Annotated in this window: 18 protein-coding genes and 1 pseudogene; 10 read left to right on the top strand and 9 right to left on the bottom strand. The window is 72.5% G+C overall.

From position 1 onward, the window contains the following. The first annotated feature begins 375 nt into the window (after positions 1 to 375). From ACIP94_RS02465 to ACIP94_RS02450, 4 genes are all read left to right on the top strand, one after another. The gene (locus ACIP94_RS02465; RefSeq protein ID WP_402418386.1) at positions 376 to 1,755 is read left to right on the top strand and encodes a multidrug effflux MFS transporter; all 1,380 of its coding nucleotides are present in this window, start codon (positions 376 to 378) and stop codon (positions 1,753 to 1,755) included. Further along, complete coding sequence (locus ACIP94_RS02460) at positions 1,695 to 2,882, top strand: serine hydrolase domain-containing protein (protein ID WP_402418383.1); 1,188 nt, start codon at positions 1,695 to 1,697, stop codon at positions 2,880 to 2,882. The genes ACIP94_RS02465 and ACIP94_RS02460 overlap by 61 nt, the downstream gene beginning before the upstream one ends. A 12-nt stretch (positions 2,883 to 2,894) precedes the next feature. Next, positions 2,895 to 3,887, top strand: coding sequence for a small ribosomal subunit Rsm22 family protein (locus tag ACIP94_RS02455; RefSeq protein WP_402418380.1), 993 nt, complete (start codon positions 2,895 to 2,897; stop codon positions 3,885 to 3,887). A gap of 279 nt (positions 3,888 to 4,166) precedes the next feature. Further along, positions 4,167 to 4,904, top strand: coding sequence for a bifunctional DNA primase/polymerase (locus ACIP94_RS02450; protein ID WP_402418378.1), 738 nt, complete (start codon positions 4,167 to 4,169; stop codon positions 4,902 to 4,904). A gap of 45 nt (positions 4,905 to 4,949) precedes the next feature. Here ACIP94_RS02450 and ACIP94_RS02445 read toward each other — a convergent pair whose 3' ends face one another. The 4 genes from ACIP94_RS02445 to efeO form a co-directional block, all read right to left on the bottom strand. After that, the gene (locus tag ACIP94_RS02445; protein ID WP_402418375.1) at positions 4,950 to 5,861 is read right to left on the bottom strand and encodes a hypothetical protein; all 912 of its coding nucleotides are present in this window, start codon (positions 5,859 to 5,861) and stop codon (positions 4,950 to 4,952) included. A 266-nt stretch (positions 5,862 to 6,127) separates the two neighbouring features. Beyond that, positions 6,128 to 6,985 (bottom strand): iron uptake transporter permease EfeU, encoded by an 858-nt coding sequence (efeU, locus tag ACIP94_RS02440; RefSeq protein WP_402418372.1) that lies wholly within the window; start codon positions 6,983 to 6,985, stop codon positions 6,128 to 6,130. Positions 6,986 to 6,988: 3 nt separating this feature from the next. Beyond that, entirely contained in the window at positions 6,989 to 8,251 is a 1,263-nt protein-coding gene (gene efeB, locus ACIP94_RS02435; RefSeq protein ID WP_402418369.1) for an iron uptake transporter deferrochelatase/peroxidase subunit, read from the bottom strand. Positions 8,252 to 8,260: 9 nt separating this feature from the next. Continuing rightward, the gene (gene efeO / locus ACIP94_RS02430) at positions 8,261 to 9,397 is read right to left on the bottom strand and encodes an iron uptake system protein EfeO (protein ID WP_402418366.1); all 1,137 of its coding nucleotides are present in this window, start codon (positions 9,395 to 9,397) and stop codon (positions 8,261 to 8,263) included. 266 nt (positions 9,398 to 9,663) lie between these two features. On the opposite strand from efeO, the gene ACIP94_RS02425 reads away from it, so the two are divergent. After that, entirely contained in the window at positions 9,664 to 10,308 is a 645-nt protein-coding gene (locus tag ACIP94_RS02425) for a PhzF family phenazine biosynthesis protein (RefSeq protein WP_402418364.1), read from the top strand. Positions 10,309 to 10,314: 6 nt separating this feature from the next. Here ACIP94_RS02425 and ACIP94_RS02420 read toward each other — a convergent pair whose 3' ends face one another. Next, positions 10,315 to 10,983 carry a heme oxygenase (biliverdin-producing) gene (locus tag ACIP94_RS02420; protein ID WP_402418361.1) on the bottom strand — a complete coding sequence of 223 codons (669 nt, stop codon included), beginning with the start codon at positions 10,981 to 10,983 and terminating at the stop codon, positions 10,315 to 10,317. Positions 10,984 to 11,112: 129 nt separating this feature from the next. After that, a complete protein-coding gene (gene map, locus ACIP94_RS02415) occupies positions 11,113 to 11,970 on the bottom strand; it encodes a type I methionyl aminopeptidase (protein ID WP_402418359.1) in 858 nt (285 codons plus the stop codon). A 61-nt stretch (positions 11,971 to 12,031) separates the two neighbouring features. Here map and ACIP94_RS02410 point away from each other — a divergent pair, with 61 nt between their 5' ends. After that, the gene (locus tag ACIP94_RS02410; RefSeq protein WP_402418356.1) at positions 12,032 to 12,262 is read left to right on the top strand and encodes a hypothetical protein; all 231 of its coding nucleotides are present in this window, start codon (positions 12,032 to 12,034) and stop codon (positions 12,260 to 12,262) included. A gap of 72 nt (positions 12,263 to 12,334) precedes the next feature. Here the strand turns inward: ACIP94_RS02410 and ACIP94_RS02405 are convergent. Further along, a pseudogene (locus tag ACIP94_RS02405) lies at positions 12,335 to 12,529 on the bottom strand (MFS transporter); the annotation flags it as partial. 196 nt (positions 12,530 to 12,725) lie between these two features. Next, a complete protein-coding gene (locus ACIP94_RS02400; RefSeq protein ID WP_402418354.1) occupies positions 12,726 to 13,328 on the bottom strand; it encodes a hypothetical protein in 603 nt (200 codons plus the stop codon). Positions 13,329 to 13,462: 134 nt separating this feature from the next. Between ACIP94_RS02400 and ACIP94_RS02395 the strand changes: the two genes are divergently transcribed. Genes ACIP94_RS02395 through ACIP94_RS02385 form a run of 3 tightly spaced genes read left to right on the top strand, consistent with a single transcriptional unit; the run spans position 13,463 to position 15,668 of the window. Continuing rightward, positions 13,463 to 14,674: an exo-alpha-sialidase gene (locus tag ACIP94_RS02395; protein ID WP_402418351.1), complete on the top strand. Its 1,212-nt coding sequence runs from the start codon at positions 13,463 to 13,465 to the stop codon at positions 14,672 to 14,674. Between the two features lie 37 nt (positions 14,675 to 14,711). After that, positions 14,712 to 15,416 (top strand): NADPH-dependent F420 reductase, encoded by a 705-nt coding sequence (npdG, locus tag ACIP94_RS02390; protein ID WP_402418349.1) that lies wholly within the window; start codon positions 14,712 to 14,714, stop codon positions 15,414 to 15,416. A gap of 12 nt (positions 15,417 to 15,428) precedes the next feature. Continuing rightward, positions 15,429 to 15,668, top strand: a complete 240-nt coding sequence (locus ACIP94_RS02385) for a hypothetical protein (protein WP_402418346.1) — start codon at positions 15,429 to 15,431, stop codon at positions 15,666 to 15,668. Here ACIP94_RS02385 and ACIP94_RS02380 read toward each other — a convergent pair. Beyond that, positions 15,658 to 16,455, bottom strand: coding sequence for a site-2 protease family protein (locus tag ACIP94_RS02380; RefSeq protein WP_402418344.1), 798 nt, complete (start codon positions 16,453 to 16,455; stop codon positions 15,658 to 15,660). The two genes, ACIP94_RS02385 and ACIP94_RS02380, sit on opposite strands and share 11 nt — an antisense overlap. 107 nt (positions 16,456 to 16,562) lie before the next feature. Here ACIP94_RS02380 and ACIP94_RS02375 point away from each other — a divergent pair, with 107 nt between their 5' ends. Next, positions 16,563 to 17,063 carry a DUF6578 domain-containing protein gene (locus ACIP94_RS02375; RefSeq protein WP_402420315.1) on the top strand — a complete coding sequence of 167 codons (501 nt, stop codon included), beginning with the start codon at positions 16,563 to 16,565 and terminating at the stop codon, positions 17,061 to 17,063. The last annotated feature ends 43 nt before the right edge of the window (positions 17,064 to 17,106 follow it).

Here is a 17,106-nt window from a genome sequence, read left to right as displayed (position 1 = left end):
GACGAGCCGTCGTAGACGGACGAGGGGCGGCACCGGCGCCATCGGCGTGTGGGCGGCAGCCGTTCCGCGATCCGTGCGCACCCCGCGGTCCCGGGCGGGGTCCACCCCCTGCCGGTCCGCGGAACGGCTGCCGCCTCCCCCCTGGTGTGGTCTCCGGAACCCCAGTGCTCCAACTGTGAAGCTCTGGTGGAGGAGTGTTGAGCATAAGCCCGCTATATGCCCGCATGGTTCGGAGGCTCAAATTCCGCTTGTGTAGGTTGAACGGAGTGACGGCCCGCCTGGGGCGCCCGGAGCGCCCACCGGCCGTCCGGTTTCTCCTGGCGCCCTCCAGGAGCTGAGAACATGGGGGCGGAACGCGAGGAGAGGGAGGGGCTCATGCCCGAGCGTGGCCGCACCACGCGTCACCGGAACGAGCCGGAAGACCACATACCCGGGGCGGAGGCGACGGCCCCCGCCGCACCACCGCCCACCGCCACGGCGCCGATGGCCCCGGCCGCGCCCCCCGCCCAGGACGGTGCCGCGCTCCGCCGTACCGGGCTCCTCGTCACCTTCCTCCTCGGCGGGCTCACCGCCACACCCCCGCTGGCCATGGACATGTACCTCCCGTCGCTGCCGGAGGTCACCACATCCCTGCACGCGCCCGCCGCGACCGTGCAGCTCACCCTCACCGGCTGCCTCGCCGGCATGGCCGTCGGCCAGCTGGTGGTCGGCCCGATGAGCGACAGATGGGGACGGCGGAGCCCTCTGCTCGCGGGGCTGGCCGTCTATGTCGTCGCCACCGCGCTGTGCGCGCTCGCCCCCTCGATCGCGGCGCTCGCCGCGTTCCGGTTGGTGCAGGGGCTCGCGGGCGCGGCCGGCATCGTGATCGCGCGTGCCGTCGTCCGTGATCTGTACGACGGCGTGGCCATGGCCCGCTTCTTCTCCACCCTCATGCTGATCTCCGGGGTCGCGCCGATCGTCGCGCCGCTGATCGGTGGCCAGATCCTGCGCTTCACGGACTGGCGGGGCGTCTTCGTCGTCCTCACGGCCGTCGGGGTCGCGCTCGCCGCTCTCGTGTGGGCGAGGCTGCCCGAGACGCTTCCGCGAAGCCGCAGGCACGGCGGAGGAGCGGGCGCGGCCCTGGGCTCCCTGCGGGGCCTGCTCGTCGACCGGGCATTCACCGGCTACACCCTCGCGGGCGGCTGCGCCTTCGCCGCGCTCTTCGCCTACGTCAGCGCCTCCCCGTTCGTGATCCAGGAGATCTACGGCGCCTCCCCGCAGACCTTCAGCCTGCTGTTCGGCCTCAACTCCGTCGGCCTCATGGTCGCCGGGCAGATCAACGGCAAGGTCCTGGTCGGCCGGGTCGCTCTCGACAAGGTGCTGGCGACGGGCCTCACCGTCGTCACCCTCGCCACGGCCGCGCTGCTGCTGCTGACGACGGGCGCCCTCGGCCCCGTCGGGCTCGCGCCGGTCGCCACGGCCCTCTTCGTCCTCATGTCGGCGATGGGCTTCACCCTCCCCAACACCCAGGCGCTGGCCTTGATGCGCACCCGGCAGCACGCCGGTTCCGCCTCCGCGCTGCTCGGGACCACCTCCTTCCTCATCGCGGCGGGCGCCTCGCCGCTCGTCGGGATCGCCGGCGAGCACACCGCCGTCCCGATGGCCGTCGTCCAACTGGCGGCCGCACTGGTGGCCGTCACCTGCTTCGTGGCACTGTGCCGTCCCTGGCACACCCGCACCCGCGCGGGCGTGGAGAACGTGGGGGAGGAGAGCTGAGCGCACCGAGACTGCGCATCGACACCCCGGAGAAGGCCGGGCTCGATCCGGAGGAACTGCGTCTGGTCGTACGGGACCTCCATGACGCCGTCGGCGGGGAGCGCCCCTGGGCGGCGGGTGCCGTGGTGATCGCCGGACGCGGCCCGGTGATCGCCGTGGCGGAGGCGGCGGGCTGGGCGGTCCGGTACGCCGCCTACGACGCGGAGGCGGACCGGGGTGTCGAGCTGCCGCCCGAGGCGCGGGTGCCGATGACCGTGCACACGCCCTTCGATCTGGCCTCGCTCACCAAGCTGTTCACGGCGGTCGCCGCGATGCAGCAGCTCGAGCGCGGCACGCTCGGCATCGACGCGCGCGTGGCGGCGTATCTGCCGGACTTCCACGCGGCGGCGGAACACGGCATCACCGTACGGCAACTGCTCACCCATACCTCCGGGCTGCGGCCCGAACTCCCGCTGTACGACTGCCCGTCGGACGCGGACCGGTTCGCGCTGCTGCGCGCGGAGGCCCCGGTCGGCGCGCCCGGCACCTACCGCTACTCGGACCTGAATCCGCTGCTCCTTCAGTACGTCCTGGAACGCGTCACCGGGCACACGCTCGACGTGCTCGTCCACGACTGCATCGCCCGGCCCCTCGGGATGACGGCGACGGGCTTCGGACCGAGCCCGGAGGCGGCGGCGACCGAGGACCAGCGGCGCCCATGGGCCAAGGCGGACCGGGGCATGCTGCGCGGGGTGGTCCACGACGAGAACGCCTGGGCGCTCGGCGGGGTCGCCGGCCACGCGGGCCTCTTCTCGACGGCACGGGACCTGGCCGTCTTCTGCCGCGCCCTGCTCTCCGGCGGCTCCTACGGGCCCGCGCGCATCCTGGGTCCCGACCTCGTCGATCTGATGCTGACCCCGCCGGGCCTGGGCTTCGCGGTCGACCAGCCGTGGTTCATGGGCGCTCTGGCGGGCGGGGGCGCGGCGGGCCATACGGGCTTCACGGGCACGTCCCTGGTCCTGGACCCGGCGACGGACACCTTCCTCGTCCTCCTCGCGAACACGGTCCACCCCCGCCGCCGGGACCCGGACCACCGGGTGCGGGTGGCGATGGCGGATCGGCTGGCGCGGGCGGTCCGGGGCACCTGAGAGAATCGGCGGGTGAACGCCCCCGTCTCCCCATCCGACACCCTGCGCGCCGCCCTGGCCGGACTGCTCGACGGGCTGCCGCCCACGCAGGCCGCGCAGGCCGTGGAGCGGCTGATCGCCAACTACCGGGGGCGCACCCCGACCGATGCGCCCGTGCTGCGGGACCGTTCGGACGTGGTCGCGTATGCCGCGTACCGTATGCCCGCGACATTCGAGGCGGTGTCCGCGGCGCTGGAGGCGTTCGCCGACGCCGTGCCCGGATGGACGCCGGGGAGCCATGCGGACATCGGCGGCGGCACCGGGGCGGCGACCTGGGCCGTCAGCGCCACCTGGGACGGGGAGCGCCCGGTCACCGTGCTCGACTGGGCCGAGCCCGCGCTCGCGCTGGGCCGGGAGATCGCCGCCGCCAACCCGGCGCTGAAGGCCGCCGAGTGGCGCCGCTCTCGTATCGGATCGGCGCTCACTCTGGAGAGCACTGATCTCGTCACGGTCTCCTACGTTCTCGGCGAGCTGACCGAGGCCGACCGTGCCGCGGTCGTCGACGCCGCCGCGACCGCAGCGCAGGCCGTCGTGGTCGTCGAACCCGGCACCCCGGACGGCTACGCCCGAGTGATCGAGGCCCGCGACCGGCTGATCGGCGCCGGCTTCCAGGTCGCCGCCCCCTGCCCGCACAGCGCGGCCTGCCCCATCGTGCCCGGCGAGGACTGGTGCCACTTCTCGGCCCGGGTCAGCCGTTCCTCGCTGCACCGGCAGGTCAAGGGCGGCTCGCTGGCGTACGAGGACGAGAAGTTCAGCTATGTCGCAGCGGCCCGGTTCCCGGTGCACCCGGCCGCCTCCCGCGTCGTCCGCCGGCCGCAGATCCGCAAGGGCCAGGTGCTCCTCGACCTGTGCGGCCCGGACGAGTCCCTGCACCGCGACACGGTGACCAAACGCCACGGCGGCCTCTACCGGGCGGCCCGCGACACGAACTGGGGCGCCCCCTGGCCCCCACCACCCGAGGACTGACCCCAGACGGGCTACCGGAGGACGCCGTACCCCTGCTCCCGCCACCAGCACCGGGCCCCGCAGGCCACGGAAGCCCCGCTCGCACGCGAGTGCGGCCGGACACTCGCGTCGGTCTCCCTTTCGTCGCGTGCATGGGGACAAATCCCGCAATGGTCCCTGATACCGGCCCGCGGCTGGCATCGCCCCACCTACCCCGGATGGGGGCTCCGGTCACCCGGGGCGCAGGATGGTGGGACCATGGGACATGCGTCCCGACCACGGCAGTGAGGCGAGGGATAGATGAGCGCTGAGTTCGGCCGCCGCACGGGCGGGCAGGGCAGGATCTCCCAGTGGCTGCGCGGACGCCGTCCCGCCCGTCTCCAGGAGGACGCCGGCGACGGCGGCCGTGAGGCGATGCTGCTGGCTGCCGCCGCCGCGGGGCTGCCGCTCGCGCCCGCCGCGCACCCCCTCGGCTACCGCTGCTCCTGCGACCGCATCGGCTGTCCCACGCCCGCCCGGCACCCCGTCTCCTTCGCCTGGCAGACCCAGTCCACGACGGACCGCGCGCAGGTCGAGCGCTGGGTCAGGCACCAGCCACAGGCGAACTTCATCACCGCGACCGGGATGGTGCACGATGTGCTGGACGTCCCGAGGGAGGCCGGCGAGGAGGCCCTGGAGGCGCTGCTCGCCTCCGGCGTGGAGGTGGGGCCGGTCGCCACGACCGGTGACGGCCGCATGCTGTTCTTCACGCTGACCCGCGGCACCCCCGAGGACGAGGACGAGTGGTGGCCCTGCGCGCTGGACTGCCAGCCGGAGACGATGGACGAGCATCCGGGCCTGCGCTGGCACTGCCGGGGCTCGTATGTCCTCCTCCCGCCCGCGCGGCTGCCCGGTGAGCTGACGGTCGAGTGGGTACGGGGACCGGAGCACGCGCTGCCGGATCCGCTGAGCCTGCTGGAGCATCTGACGGACGCCTGCGCGCGTCACGCCGGGGACGCCGCCGAGGATCGGCTCGCGGGTCGGCCGCACGGGCGCTGAGCCTCGAGGAGCAGCTCGCGGGTCGGCCGCACGGGCGCTGAGCCCTCACTCCCCCTTCGCGCCCGTCAGCCCCTCCACCCGGCTCAGGAACTTCACCTGACCCCGCGTCGGGTCCAGCACCGCCTGGTTGGAGACGAACTCCAGCGTCAGGGACTGCTTGACCTCCCCGGTCAGCAGGGCCTTGACGCTCGGGTCGCCGATGGTGATGTTCACGCCCGCCGCGGCCGTCTGCTTCTCGTAGCGGCGCGTGGCGAAGAACACCAGCGCGCCACCGTCGGTGGTGCGCAGTCCCAGCGGGGCGTAGGCGCCGCCCGTCAGCGGCTGGTCGAGGTACTGCCGGGCCAGACCGGGCCTCTTCGCACTCGCCAGCCGGCCGGCCCGGAACTGCGAGGTGTGCGGACCGGGTGCGAACGTGTTCCCGCCGCTCCTCAGATACGACGCGTACGCCGCCGCGAGACCGCGCGGCCGCACGGCGAGCGCCGCGTCGTCCGCGGTGACGGGTTTGGCCCAGCCGTCCTTGTCCTTTTCGAACGTCGGCACGTCACCCGGCGCGAGGATGGTCAGATACGACACCGCCCACACTTTGTCGGGGTCGGTGCGGGTGAAGACCAGCAGCCAATGGGCGTCCGCGCTGCCCTTGTTGGCGTGGGCGTCGGCGACGAACCAGCGGGGCCACCCCGCCTTCTTCGGGATCGTGAACGTGGCGTCGGTCAGCTTCAGCGGGACATGGCCGGGGTTGCCGTCCGGGTTGGTCCTGTGCCCCGCCTCCAGCTTGCCGGCGTCGATGTCGGCGAGGGCGCCGGTGACGCGGTCCGCGTCCTGGGCGCGGTCGTAGGTCTTGTCCGCCTTGTTGTAGGCGGCGAGGAAGTCCTTGAGCGCACGGGCCGCCTCGGGCCTGGTCGCCGTCGGCACGACCTCGCGTTCGCCGTGGACGACGACACAGCCGCTCGCCGTCATGGAGACGACGGCGGCCACCGCTGTTGCCAGGGCGAAGCGGCTGTGACGACGAGGCGTCCGGGGGCCGCGACCACGAAGCGCCCGAAGGCTGCGACTACGAAGCGTCCGAGGGCTGCGATCCCCGCCGACCCCGCGATCCCTGCTCATGAGTGACCTTCACCTTCCCCTTCCCGGAGGCGAACCCTACCGGGACGGGGCAAGCGGTGAGCGGCGGGTTCCCCGGTCGCGTCCGCACCGTGACACCGCCGACGGCGGCCGGCGCCCCGTCAGACCTGGTCGCGTACCGGCGGAGGCGTGGCCTTCTGCCTGCCCTTGCCCGGGGCGAACCCGGTGGGGGAGAGGAAGAGCGCCAGCGTGGGGACCAGATACAGGGCCCACACGGTGAGTTGGAGGACCGTCGGGTCGGGCTGGAAGTTGAACACGCCCTTCAGCAGCGTGCCGTACCAGCTGTCCGGCGGGATGACGCCGCTGATGTCGAAGGCGAGGTGCGTCAGCCCCGGGAGCCAGTCGGCCTCCTGGAGATCGTGGAAGCCGTAGGCGAGCACGCCCGCGGCGATGACGACCAGCATGCCGCCGGTCCAGGTGAAGAACTTGGCGAGGTTGATCCTCAGTGCGCCGCAGTAGAACAGCCAGCCCAGCAGGACCGCCGTGGCGAGACCCAGGGCGACGCCGACGAGCGGACGCGGGGTGCCGTCGCCGGCCGCGTGCACCGACGCCCACACGAACAGCGCGGTCTCCAGGCCCTCCCGGCCGACGGCCAGGAACGCGGTGGCGACCAGCGCGCCCGTGCCCATGGAGAGGGCCGCGTCCAGCTTGCCGTGCAGCTCCGACTTCAGATGCCGGGCGGTGCGCCGCATCCAGAACACCATCCAGGTCACCAGGCCGACGGCGACGATCGACAGCGAGCCGCCGAGCGCCTCCTGGGCCTGGAACGTCAGCTCCTGGGAGCCGAACTCGAGGGCGCAGCCGAAGCCCATCGCGAGGGCGACCGCGATGCCGATGCCGATCCAGATCGGCTTCAGCGCGTCCCGGCGGCCGGTCTTGACGAGGTAGGCGATCAGGATGCAGACGACGAGCGACGCCTCCAGCCCCTCGCGCAGGCCGATCAGATAGTTGGAGAACACGGACTACGCCTCCTTGGTCAGTAGGGTCCGGCCCCACCAGTCGTCCTTGTCGCGGACGCCCGGCGGGACGGCGAAGACGGCCGAACCCACGTGCTGGATGTACTCGTTGAGCGCGTCGGACGCCGACAACTTGCGCTGCAGCGGGATGAATCCCTTGCGGGGGTCGCGCTGGTAGGCGAGGAAGAACAGGCCCGCGTCCAGGCGGCCCAGTCGGTCCGTGCCGTCGGTGAAGGAGTAGCCGCGGCGCAGGATCGTGATCCCGTTGTTGGACGCGGGGTGGGCGAGCCGCACATGGGCGTCGGGCTTCATCGCCTTCAGGAACGGCGCGTCGTGCTCCTTCGCCTTGCCGACGGGGGCGCCCTCGCGCTTGTCGCGGCCGAAGACGTCCTCCTGCTCCCGGAGCGAAGTGCGGTCCCAGGTCTCGATGTTCATGCGGATGCGCCGGGCGACGAGATACGAGCCGCCGCTCATCCAGGCCGTGTTCCGGTCACCGTCGCCGTCCCCGACCCACACGGACTTCTTCAGCCGGTCCGTCTCCGTGCCCGCGATGTTGCGGGTGCCGTCCTTGAATCCCATGAGGTTGCGGGGGGTCTGGGCGTCCGGGGTGGTCGACGAGGTCTTGCCGAAGCCGAGCTGGGACCAGCGGATGGCGACCTTGCCGAAGCCGATGCGGGCCAGGTTGCGGATCGCGTGCACGGCGACCTGCGGGTCGTCGGCGCAGGCCTGGACGCACAGGTCGCCGCCGGTGCGGGACTTGTCGAGGTTGTCGCCCGGGAAGGCGGGCAGATCGACCAGCGCCTCGGGCCGCTTGTCCCGCAGCCCGAACTTCTCGAAGAACGACGGTCCGAAGCCGATCGTCAGCGTCAGCCGTGACGGTTTGAGGCCCAGCGCCTCACCGGTGTCGTCCGGCGGGGCCTCGGCGAGCCCGCCGTAGGCGCCCTCACCGACCGTCCGGCCCGCGGTCATCCGCCGCGCGGCCGCCGTCCAGTCCTTGAGGAGCCGGACGAACTCCGCGCGGTCGTCGGTCTTCACATCGAACGCGGCGAAGTGCAGCCGGTCCTGCACGGGGGTGGCGATGCCCGCCTGGTGCGCGCCGTGGAAGTCCACCGCGGCGCCCGTCTCGGCGGCGGCCGGATCCACGTCGTTGCCCGCCGTGACCGCCGCCACCGCACCGCCGGCCGTGGCGGCGCCAAGCGCGAGCCCGGCGCCGCCCCAGCCGATCAGCGCGCGGCGGGAGGGGGAGGAACCGCCCTGGGTCTCGGTCATGTCCGTCTCCTACTTCACGACCGCGGCGGCGAGCTTGGACAGCGGCTCCGCGAGGGCGTTGACCGCGTCCGACAGCTCCTTGCGCTGGTCCTTGGTGACCTTGTCGTAGGAGACGAAGTCGTACCCGTTCCTGTCGATGCGGTACTTGTCCAGCAGCGTGTTCAGCGAGGTGAACTGCTTGTCGAGTTCGGTGGTGAGCGCGGAGTCGTTCTTCGCCGCGACCGGCCTCAGCAGTTCGTACGCCTTCTGCGCGCCTTCGACGTTGGCCTTGAAGTCGACGAGGTCGGTGTGCGAGTAGCGGTCCTCCTCACCGGTGACCTTGCCGGTGGCGACCTCGTCGAGCAGCTCCTTGGCGCCGTTGGCCATGGAGGTCGGGGTGATCTCCGCCTTGCCGACCCGGGTCTGCCAGTCCTTCAGGTCGGTGACAAGCCGGCCGGCGAGGGTCTTCTCCTCGGCGCCGACCTTCTTGTCCTGCCACAGGGCCTTCTCCAGCCGGTGCCAGCCGGTCCACTTCCGGCCCTGCTCCAGGCCGTCGGCGCGCGTGTCGGTCTTGGGGTCGATGTCACCGAAGGACTCCGCGACCGGCTCGGTGCGCTCCCAGCCGAGGCGCGAGGGCGCGTAGGCCTTCTTGGCGGCCTCGAGATCGCCGGCCTTGATGGCCTTCGCGAAGGTCTCGGCGAGGGGCACGGTGGCGTCGGCCTGCTCCTGGGCGTAGGCGCGGTAGTCGGCGACGGCCTTGTCCAGCTTCGGGTTCCGCTGGGCGACCGTGCCGCCGGTGACGGTCAGCTTCTGCCGCACACCGTGGCCCTGCATGCCCGGGCGGCAGGCGATCTCGTACGAACCGGCCTTGATCTCGGCGGTCAGCGTGTACTTGGTGCCCGGGCCGATGTTCTCCTTCTCGGAGACGATCCGGTCGTCCGGGAAGACGATCTCGACCTCGGTGGCCTTGGAGCCCTTGTTCTCGATCTTCAGCGTGACCTGGCCTGCCGGCACGGACCCGGCCGAGGTGTCGCACGTGGAGTCGGCGGCCGTCACCTGGATCGCGTCGCCGTCCTTGGCGTCGCTCTTCGCGGTGCAGGCCGTGACGGCGGTCAGGACGGCCGCGGTGGCGACGGCGGTGACGACGGGGAGTCGGACGGCTCGCATACATGCTCCAAGAGGGCGAACGAAGGACACACCGCCCGGAGAGGGTCCGTGCGGTGTGGTGAGGCTTACCTAAGTTACCTGAGCCTTACCTAACCCAGGCCCCCAGGTCGCGATTCGGCCGGCAGGGAAAGATCACGGATGCGGCTTGATTGCGCCGCCTCAAAGGGAACCCCAAGGAATAGCCAAAGGAAGGTCAAGTGGAGGTGGGGTGGTCCGGGAATCCAGGTCGGCACTCCCGCCTCCCGGGGGGATGTTTGAATGCCGGAGTGACTGACTACGACGTGCTGCGTGTCTTCTGCGGACCCGGCGGCGGTTACGGCAACGCCCTCGGTGTCGTCCGCGACGGCTCGACGGTTCCCGAGCGCGGCGACCGCCAGGCGCTGGCCGCCAAGCTCGGCTTCAGCGAGACCGTGTTCGTCGACGATCCCGAGCGCGGCGTCATCGACATCTACACCCCCACGCTGCGGCTGCCGTTCGCCGGGCACCCCTGCGTGGGCGCGGCCTGGCTGCTCGACGTGCCCGAACTCGTCACCCCGGCCGGGGTCGTGGGGGCACGCCTGGACGGAGAGTTCAGCTGGATCGAGGCCCTCCCCGAGTGGGCGCCGCCGCGCACGCTGAAGCAGTACGCGACGGCCGCCGAGGTGGATGCGCTGGAGGTCCCCCCGCCAGGGGAGTGGATCTACGCCTGGGCATGGGAGGACGAGGCGGCGGGCCGGGTCCGGGCGCGCGGCTTCCCCGGCCGCGACGACGGCATCGACGAGGACGAGGCGACGGGCGCGGCGGCGCTGCTGCTGACGGCGCGACTGGGCCGGGCGCTGAACATCACCCAGGGCGCGGGCTCGCAGATCCTGACGGCACCGCAGCCCGAGGGCCGGGTGGAGGTCGGCGGACGGGTGTTCCTGGAGCGCTGACGGACGCTACGCGCTCAGCGGGAACTCCTCGCCCAGGGCCCGGAAGACGGCCGTGTTGAGCGTGTACGCCTGCCGGCACTCGGCGACGACCCGCTGCTTCTCCATGTCGTCCGCCCGGATCCCGTCCAGCAGCGCCCGGTAGGTCTTCTTGAACGCCGCCGGGTTGGGGATCCCCTCGAACACATAGAACCGCACCCCATCGCCCTTCCGGGTGAATCCCCAGGTCCGCTCCGCCGTGTCGCGGATGATCTGGCCGCCGGCCAGGTCTCCCAGATAGCGGGTGTAGTGGTGGGCCACATACCCGCCGGGCCATCGCTCGGCGCACTCCCGCACCCGGGCCGCGTACGTGCGGGTCGCGGGCAGAGGGGCGAGGCGCGTCCGCCAGCGGGGGCCGCGCAGATGCGCGAGGTCCCGCTCCAGCGCGGCCAGCCGGAACAGTTCCGGCCGTACGAAGGGGCCCGCCACCGGGTCACCCGCCAGCCGCTCGGCCCCGGTCTCCAGGGCCTCGTAGACGAACCACAGCTGCTCGGTGTAGCGCGCGTAGGCCTCGACGCCGAAACCGCCGCCGAGCAGACCGGTGATGAAGGCGGAGGTGCTCGCCTCCCGGTGGTGGTCCAGGGATGCGGTGCGCAGGAGCGTCGAGAACGCCGTGCGGGACGGGTCCGGCGCGTTCATGGGGCCTCCTCGGTCTTACCGACGGGCTGTCGGTAAGACCGTACCCACGATGCCGGGACCTCTCCACATGACGGAGCCCGCTCCGTGGAGGGAGCGGGCTCCGGGGCGCGGACGGGCGCGGACGGGGTGCTACGGCAGAGTCAGGATCTCCGCGCCCGTGTCCGTCACGACCAGCGTGTGCTCGAACTGGGCCGTGCGCTTGCGGTCCTTCGTCACCACGGTCCAGCCGTCGTCCCACATGTCGTACTCGTGGCTGCCGAGGGTGAGCATGGGCTCGATGGTGAAGGTCATGCCGGGCTGCATCACCGTGGTGGCGTGCGGGCTGTCGTAGTGCGGGATGATCAGCCCGGAGTGGAACGACGAGTTGATCCCGTGCCCGGTGAAGTCCCGCACCACGCCGTAGCCGAACCGCTTGGCGTACGACTCGATGACCCGGCCGATGACGTTGATCTGGCGGCCCGGCCGGACGGCCTTGATCGCGCGGTTGAGGGACTCACGGGTGCGCTCGACCAGCAGCCGGGACTCCTCGTCCACGTCGCCGACGAGGTAGGTGGCGTTGTTGTCGCCGTGCACGCCGCCGATGTACGCCGTCACGTCCAGGTTGATGATGTCGCCGTCGCGCAGGACCGTGGAGTCCGGGATGCCATGGCAGATGACCTCGTTGATCGAGGTGCACAGCGACTTGGGGAAACCGCGGTAGCCGAGCGTCGACGGGTAGGCGCCGTGGTCGCACATGTAGGCGTGCGCGACCCGGTCCAGCTCGTCCGTGGTGACGCCCGGAGCGATCAGCTTCGCGGCCTCCGCCATCGCCTGGGCCGCGATCCGCCCGGCGACGCGCATCGCCTCGATGGTTTCGGGCGTCTGCACCTCGGGCCCGGCGTACGGGGTCGGCGCGGGCTTGCCCACGTATTCGGGGCGCCGGATGTTTCCTGGAACGGAACGGGTGGGAGACAGCTCTCCTGGTACGAGCAGCGACTGGCCAGACATGCCGGCGAGTCTATCCAGCGCGCGTACGGGAACATGGGCCCTGGGGAAAGGAGCTCCTGCGATGGCGCTGTTCAAGAAGCGGACGGCCGGGAAACCGGGCGAGTGGTACTACTGCCTGGTCCACAGGAAGGTCGAGGAGGGCCCCGAGTGCCCGGCGAAGGACCGCTTCGGTCCGTACGCGTCCCGCGAGGAGGCGCAGCACGCGATGGACATCGCGCGCGAGCGGAACGAGGAGTGGGACACGGACCCCCGGTGGCACGACGCGGCCGCGGGGGAGCGAGAGGACGACTGAGCGGTACGGCGACCGAGGGCGACGGCGACCGAGCGGGGCCGGGCGGGTGGGGCAGGCCCCGCCCGGCCGGCCTCAGACGGCCTCTCCCGCCCGCTGGGCCCTCAGCCGTAACGCGTGCTCGTTCGTCCGGGCGTCATAGCCCATCAGGCCCGGCAGGCACAGGGCCGGCAGGGCCACCGCGCCGGTGCACAGCACCCCGCCCGACCAGACCGAGGCACGCACACCCCGCCACGCCGCCATGCCGCCCGAGCGGACCTGACCGAGCTGCGCCAGGGCGCGAGGCCGGGGAGCAGGGCACGCAGCCGGGAGCCGCTCGCGGGGGAGGCGCCGCCGGCCTCGGGCCCCGGGGCGTCCAGGGGCGCCGGGGGCGGTGTGGCTGCTGTCGCGGGGGGAGCGGGGGCGTCGTGGGTCACGACGGGCCACAGCCGACCCGGCACAGCCGGGCAACCGGTTTTCCCGTCGCTCACCACCGTGGCGGCGGCGGTGACGTCAGATGGTCGGCCAGACGCGAGAGCCGGTCCCGGAAGCGACGGCGACCCCGCGGGGCCGGCAGCACGTTCTCCCCGGCCGCCGCGCTCACCAGGTGCTGCACCGTGTCCAGATCGAGGTCCGTGTCCGCCGGCACCGTCAGCGCCTCGTGCGCCAGGGCCTGAAGATCGCGGTCCCCGGACTCCAGCGCCAGCACCGTCGCCCCGGCCCGGCGCGCGTCATGGACCCGTTCCAGCAGCCCGGCCTCGGGCGCGGCGGGCGACACCACGAGCAGCGTCTCCCCGCGCCGCGCCGCCGACAACCGTCCGAGCCCCACCGCCAGATGCGCCGGGTCCGAGATCCGCGCCGCGTGCCGGACCAGCGTCGGGGACAGCTCGGGCGTGCCCGACCAGGCCGCCTCGTCGACCAGGTGCGCGGCCAGGTGCCAGGGCTCGTACTCCTCCGTGCCGACCAGCAGCAGCCCGCCCCCGTGCGACACCACGGAACCGCGCAGGGCCCCCGCGAACCGCCGCGTGGCACCCGGCCACTCGGTCCCGGCGAGCACTTCCCGCAACAACGCGACCCGTACGGCGTCCATACGAAAGCATCCTGCCGCAAACGGCCACTCGTGACCCGGAGTTCACCCCGAATTCGCCCGACTCGGGCAGGGAGCCGAACCATGGTTCACGATCGTCGCGCCACGCTCCACAGCCGCCTTGCCCGAGGAGCCGCATGACCGAGAAGAGCGAGAAGACCGAAGCAGCGGACGGGTCCGCCGAGACCTCCTGGACCCCCGGGCCCGCCGAGACCCCTGACACCCCCGAGCCCGCCGGCCCCGCCGAGACCCCTGACACCCCCGAGCCCGCCGGCCCCGCCGCGGGATCCGTCCCCTTCCGCGCGGGCCGCGAGGGATACGCCGGTTACCGGATCCCGGCCATCGTCGCGACCCGGGCCGGCACGCTCCTCGCCTTCTGTGAGGGGCGGGTGACCTCCAACGCCGACCACGGGCACATCGACATCGTGCTCAAGCGGTCCACGGACGGCGGCCGCACCTGGGGCCCGCTCCAGGCCGTCGCCCGCAACGGGACCGGGACGGCCGGCAACCCCGCGCCCGTCGTCCTGGACACCGGCCGCATCCTGCTCGTCCACGTCCGCGCGGCGGCGAGCGCGACGGAGGACGCCATTCTGCGCGGGAAGGTCAAGGCCGCCGACGGGCGCCGCGTCTGGGTGCAGCACAGCGACGACGACGGGCTGACCTGGTCCGCCTCGAGCGAGATCACCGGGCAGGTCAAGAAGCAGGGCTGGCGCTGGTACGCCACCACCCCCGGCCACGCCCTCCAGCTCACCACGGGCCGCGTCCTCGTCCCCGGCAACCACACCCTGACGCCCACCGGCGGCGACACCGGGGCCGAGGCCAGGTACAACAGCGGCCACTGTCTGCTCAGCGACGACCGCGGCGCGAGCTGGTACCTCGGCTATCTGGACGAGAACACGGACGGCTACATCAACGTCAACGAGACCACGGCGGCCGAGCTCCCCGACGGACGCGTCTACCTCAACACCCGCAACGACTCCCCGTCCCCCGGCAACCGGGCCGACGCCCACTCCGCCGACGGCGGCCGCACCCTCGTCAAGCCCTTCCGTCCCCAGGCGGGCCTTGTCGCGCCCGTCTGCCAGGGCAGCGTCCTGCATCTGCGCGACCCCGATCTTCTGCTGTTCTCCGGTCCCGCCGACCCCGCCTTCCGCGCCCTGATGACCGTGCGCGTCTCCGCCGACGCCGGGACCACCTGGCGGGCCGCGTACACCGTCGACGGACTGCCCGCCGCGTACTCCGACCTGGTCCGCGTCGACGCCGCCACCGTCGGCCTGCTCTACGAGACAGGCGACTTCGGCGCCTACGAGACGATCACCTTCCGCCGGATCCCCGTGGTGGCCCTCACCTGAGCGGCGAACGGGACCGCGGCGCACGTAGAGTCGGCCCATGACCTCTAGCGACAGTGCACCCAAGGCCCCCGCCAAGGACCCCTGGGACCTTCCCGACGTCTCCGGGCTCGTCGTCGGCGTGCTCGGCGGTACCGGGCCGCAGGGCAAGGGCCTCGCCTACCGGCTCGCCAGGGCCGGCCAGAAGGTGATCATCGGCTCCCGTGCCACGGAGCGCGCCCAGGCCGCCGCCGGACAACTCGGCCACGGCATCGAGGGCGCCGACAACGCCGAGACCGCGCGCCGCAGCGACGTCGTGATCGTCGCCGTGCCGTGGGAGGGCCACGGCCCGCTCCTTCAGTCCCTGCGCGAGGACCTGGCCGGCAAGCTCGTCGTCGACTGCGTCAACCCGCTCGGTTTCGACAAGAAGGGCGCCTACGCGCTCAAGCCCGAGGAGGGCAGCGCCGCCGAGCAGGCCGCGGCGCTGCTGCCGGACTCGCGCGTCACCGCCGCCTTCCACCATCTGTCCGCCGTCCTCCTGGAAGACCCGGAGATCGAGCGGATCGACACCGACGTCATGGTCCTCGGCGAGGAGCGCGCCGATGCCGAGATCGTGCAGGCGCTGGCCGGCCGTATCCCCGGCATGCGCGGCATCTACTCCGGGCGACTGCGCAACGCCCACCAGGTCGAGTCCCTCACGGCGAACCTGATCTCCGTCAACCGGCGGTACAAGGCACACGCCGGGCTGAGGGTGACCGACGTCTAGCGAACCCCGGGCATGGGGGACACTGGACGCGCCACGACCGCACCGTCCGTCCGTCAGGAGCCGACCCCCATGCCCCGCCTCGCTCTCTACGCCCTCGCCGTCTGCGTCCTGTCCGTCGCCGCGGCCGTCGTCTCCTTCGTCCAGGGCAGCTGGCTGGGGATCGTCTGGGTGCTGCTCGCGGGCGTGTCGTCCAACATGACCTGGTTCTACGTGCGCCGCGGACGCGGCCGGGGGCGGTCGGTCACGGGCTGACGCAGCCCTCGGGGGCGGGCCGCCAGAAGCGGTACAGCTCCCAGCCGCAGGCGCTGTGCAGATCGTCGATGCCCAGCGCGTTCAGGACCGAGTTGATCCCGTCGAAGAAGGCACCGCCCACCGACGGGATCCCCAGGACCGCGAACACGACGAGCAGCCCGAAGGGCGCGAAGGGCTCCACCTGGCGCTTGACGCCGTACGGCAGCCATGGCTCGATCACCCCGTAGCCGTCCAGGCCCGGAACCGGCAGGAAGTTCAGGATCGCGGCCGTCACCTGGAGCAGGCCCAGCAGGGCCAGGGCGAACTGGAACTCCGCGGGCACCCCGTCCAGCGCGTGCAGCCAGAACGGGGCCGTGCACACCACCGCGAACAGGACGTTCGTCAGCGGGCCCGCCGCCGAGATCAGGCTCTGCCGCCAGCGGCCCCGGATCCGGCCGCGCTCGATGAAGACGGCGCCGCCGGGCAGACCGATCCCGCCCATGATCAGGAAGATCACCGGCAGCACGATGCTCAGCAGCGCGTGGGTGTACTTCAGCGGGTTCAGCGTGAGATACCCCTTCGCGCCGACCGAGATGTCACCGCTGTGCAGGGCGGTGCGCGCGTGCGCGTACTCGTGCAGACACAGCGACACGATCCAGGCGGCCGTCACGAACAGGAAGACGGCGACTCCCGGCCTGGCGGCGAAGCCGGTCCAGGTGGCCCAGCCGGTGACCGACGTCACGGCCAGCAGCCCGACGAAGACGGGGCTGATCCTCCGGTCGCTGCGCCGGGTGGCGGCGGTGGTCATGGGGCTCCCTGGGCGTAAGAGGCGGTACGGACGGCCCGACCGTACCCGGCACACCGGGAAAACGTCTCGCCCCGCGGACCGAGTTCCGCAAAGGTGGGGGTGTGGGGATGTGGCAGGTGTTCTACGCGGACTGGCAGATGGAGTGCTGCGGCACGCCCTTCGCCGTGGGGGAGGAGGTGAGCTGGCCGCTGCTGCTCATGGACGCCGACGACGTGCTCGGGGGAGGCTGGAGCGACCCGCTCAGCACCCTGGCCGGGCCGGCGGAGGGGGCGGTCGACGCGACCGGCGCGCCACGGCTGGCGCGGGCGGCGGACGGGCTGGTCGCCGCGGTGTCCGGGGTGACCGCGAAGGCGGACGGCCGCCGGCGCGGACTGCTCTGTGTCGAGCGCCACAGCGACCGCTGGGCCGAGACGACCGGCCATGTGCGTGCGATCCGGCTGGTGCACCAGACCTGGGCCCCGGTCTCGCCCGGCTCGCGCACGCGGGTGCCCGTGCCCGGCGAGCGCTCGCTGGAGACCGTGTACCGCTGTCCGAAGTGGTTCGGCCAGGGGCGGTCGGGCGCCCTCGTCGACCTCGAGGTGTCCGGCGGCGCCCCGCCAGGACCGTGACCGGCTCGCCCGCCCTCCCGACTACTCCTTCCCGCTCCCGGCT

The organism is Streptomyces sp. NPDC093261, from assembly GCF_044753645.1.
GTDB lineage: Bacteria > Actinomycetota > Actinomycetes > Streptomycetales > Streptomycetaceae > Streptomyces.
Note: the sequence above shows the minus strand (reverse complement) of the source record. Positions and strands in the feature narration are given on the sequence as shown.

Bases quoted from the DNA above. Each gene is read 5' to 3' on its own strand.
- ACIP94_RS02465 (WP_402418386.1), top strand. From the start codon at position 376: ATGCCCGAGCGTGGCCGCACCACGCGTCACCGGAACGAGCCGGAAGAC.
- ACIP94_RS02450 (WP_402418378.1), top strand. From the start codon at position 4,167: ATGAGCGCTGAGTTCGGCCGCCGCACGGGCGGGCAGGGCAGGATCTCC.
- ACIP94_RS02445 (WP_402418375.1), bottom strand. From the start codon at position 5,861: ATGACGGCGAGCGGCTGTGTCGTCGTCCACGGCGAACGCGAGGTCGTG.
- efeB (WP_402418369.1), bottom strand. From the start codon at position 8,251: ATGACCGAGACCCAGGGCGGTTCCTCCCCCTCCCGCCGCGCGCTGATC.
- efeO (WP_402418366.1), bottom strand. From the start codon at position 9,397: ATGCGAGCCGTCCGACTCCCCGTCGTCACCGCCGTCGCCACCGCGGCC.
- ACIP94_RS02420 (WP_402418361.1), bottom strand. From the start codon at position 10,983: ATGAACGCGCCGGACCCGTCCCGCACGGCGTTCTCGACGCTCCTGCGC.
- map (WP_402418359.1), bottom strand. From the start codon at position 11,970: ATGTCTGGCCAGTCGCTGCTCGTACCAGGAGAGCTGTCTCCCACCCGT.
- ACIP94_RS02410 (WP_402418356.1), top strand. From the start codon at position 12,032: ATGGCGCTGTTCAAGAAGCGGACGGCCGGGAAACCGGGCGAGTGGTAC.
- ACIP94_RS02400 (WP_402418354.1), bottom strand. From the start codon at position 13,328: ATGGACGCCGTACGGGTCGCGTTGTTGCGGGAAGTGCTCGCCGGGACC.
- ACIP94_RS02395 (WP_402418351.1), top strand. From the start codon at position 13,463: ATGACCGAGAAGAGCGAGAAGACCGAAGCAGCGGACGGGTCCGCCGAG.
- npdG (WP_402418349.1), top strand. From the start codon at position 14,712: ATGACCTCTAGCGACAGTGCACCCAAGGCCCCCGCCAAGGACCCCTGG.
- ACIP94_RS02385 (WP_402418346.1), top strand. From the start codon at position 15,429: ATGGGGGACACTGGACGCGCCACGACCGCACCGTCCGTCCGTCAGGAG.
- ACIP94_RS02380 (WP_402418344.1), bottom strand. From the start codon at position 16,455: ATGACCACCGCCGCCACCCGGCGCAGCGACCGGAGGATCAGCCCCGTC.
- ACIP94_RS02375 (WP_402420315.1), top strand. From the start codon at position 16,563: ATGTGGCAGGTGTTCTACGCGGACTGGCAGATGGAGTGCTGCGGCACG.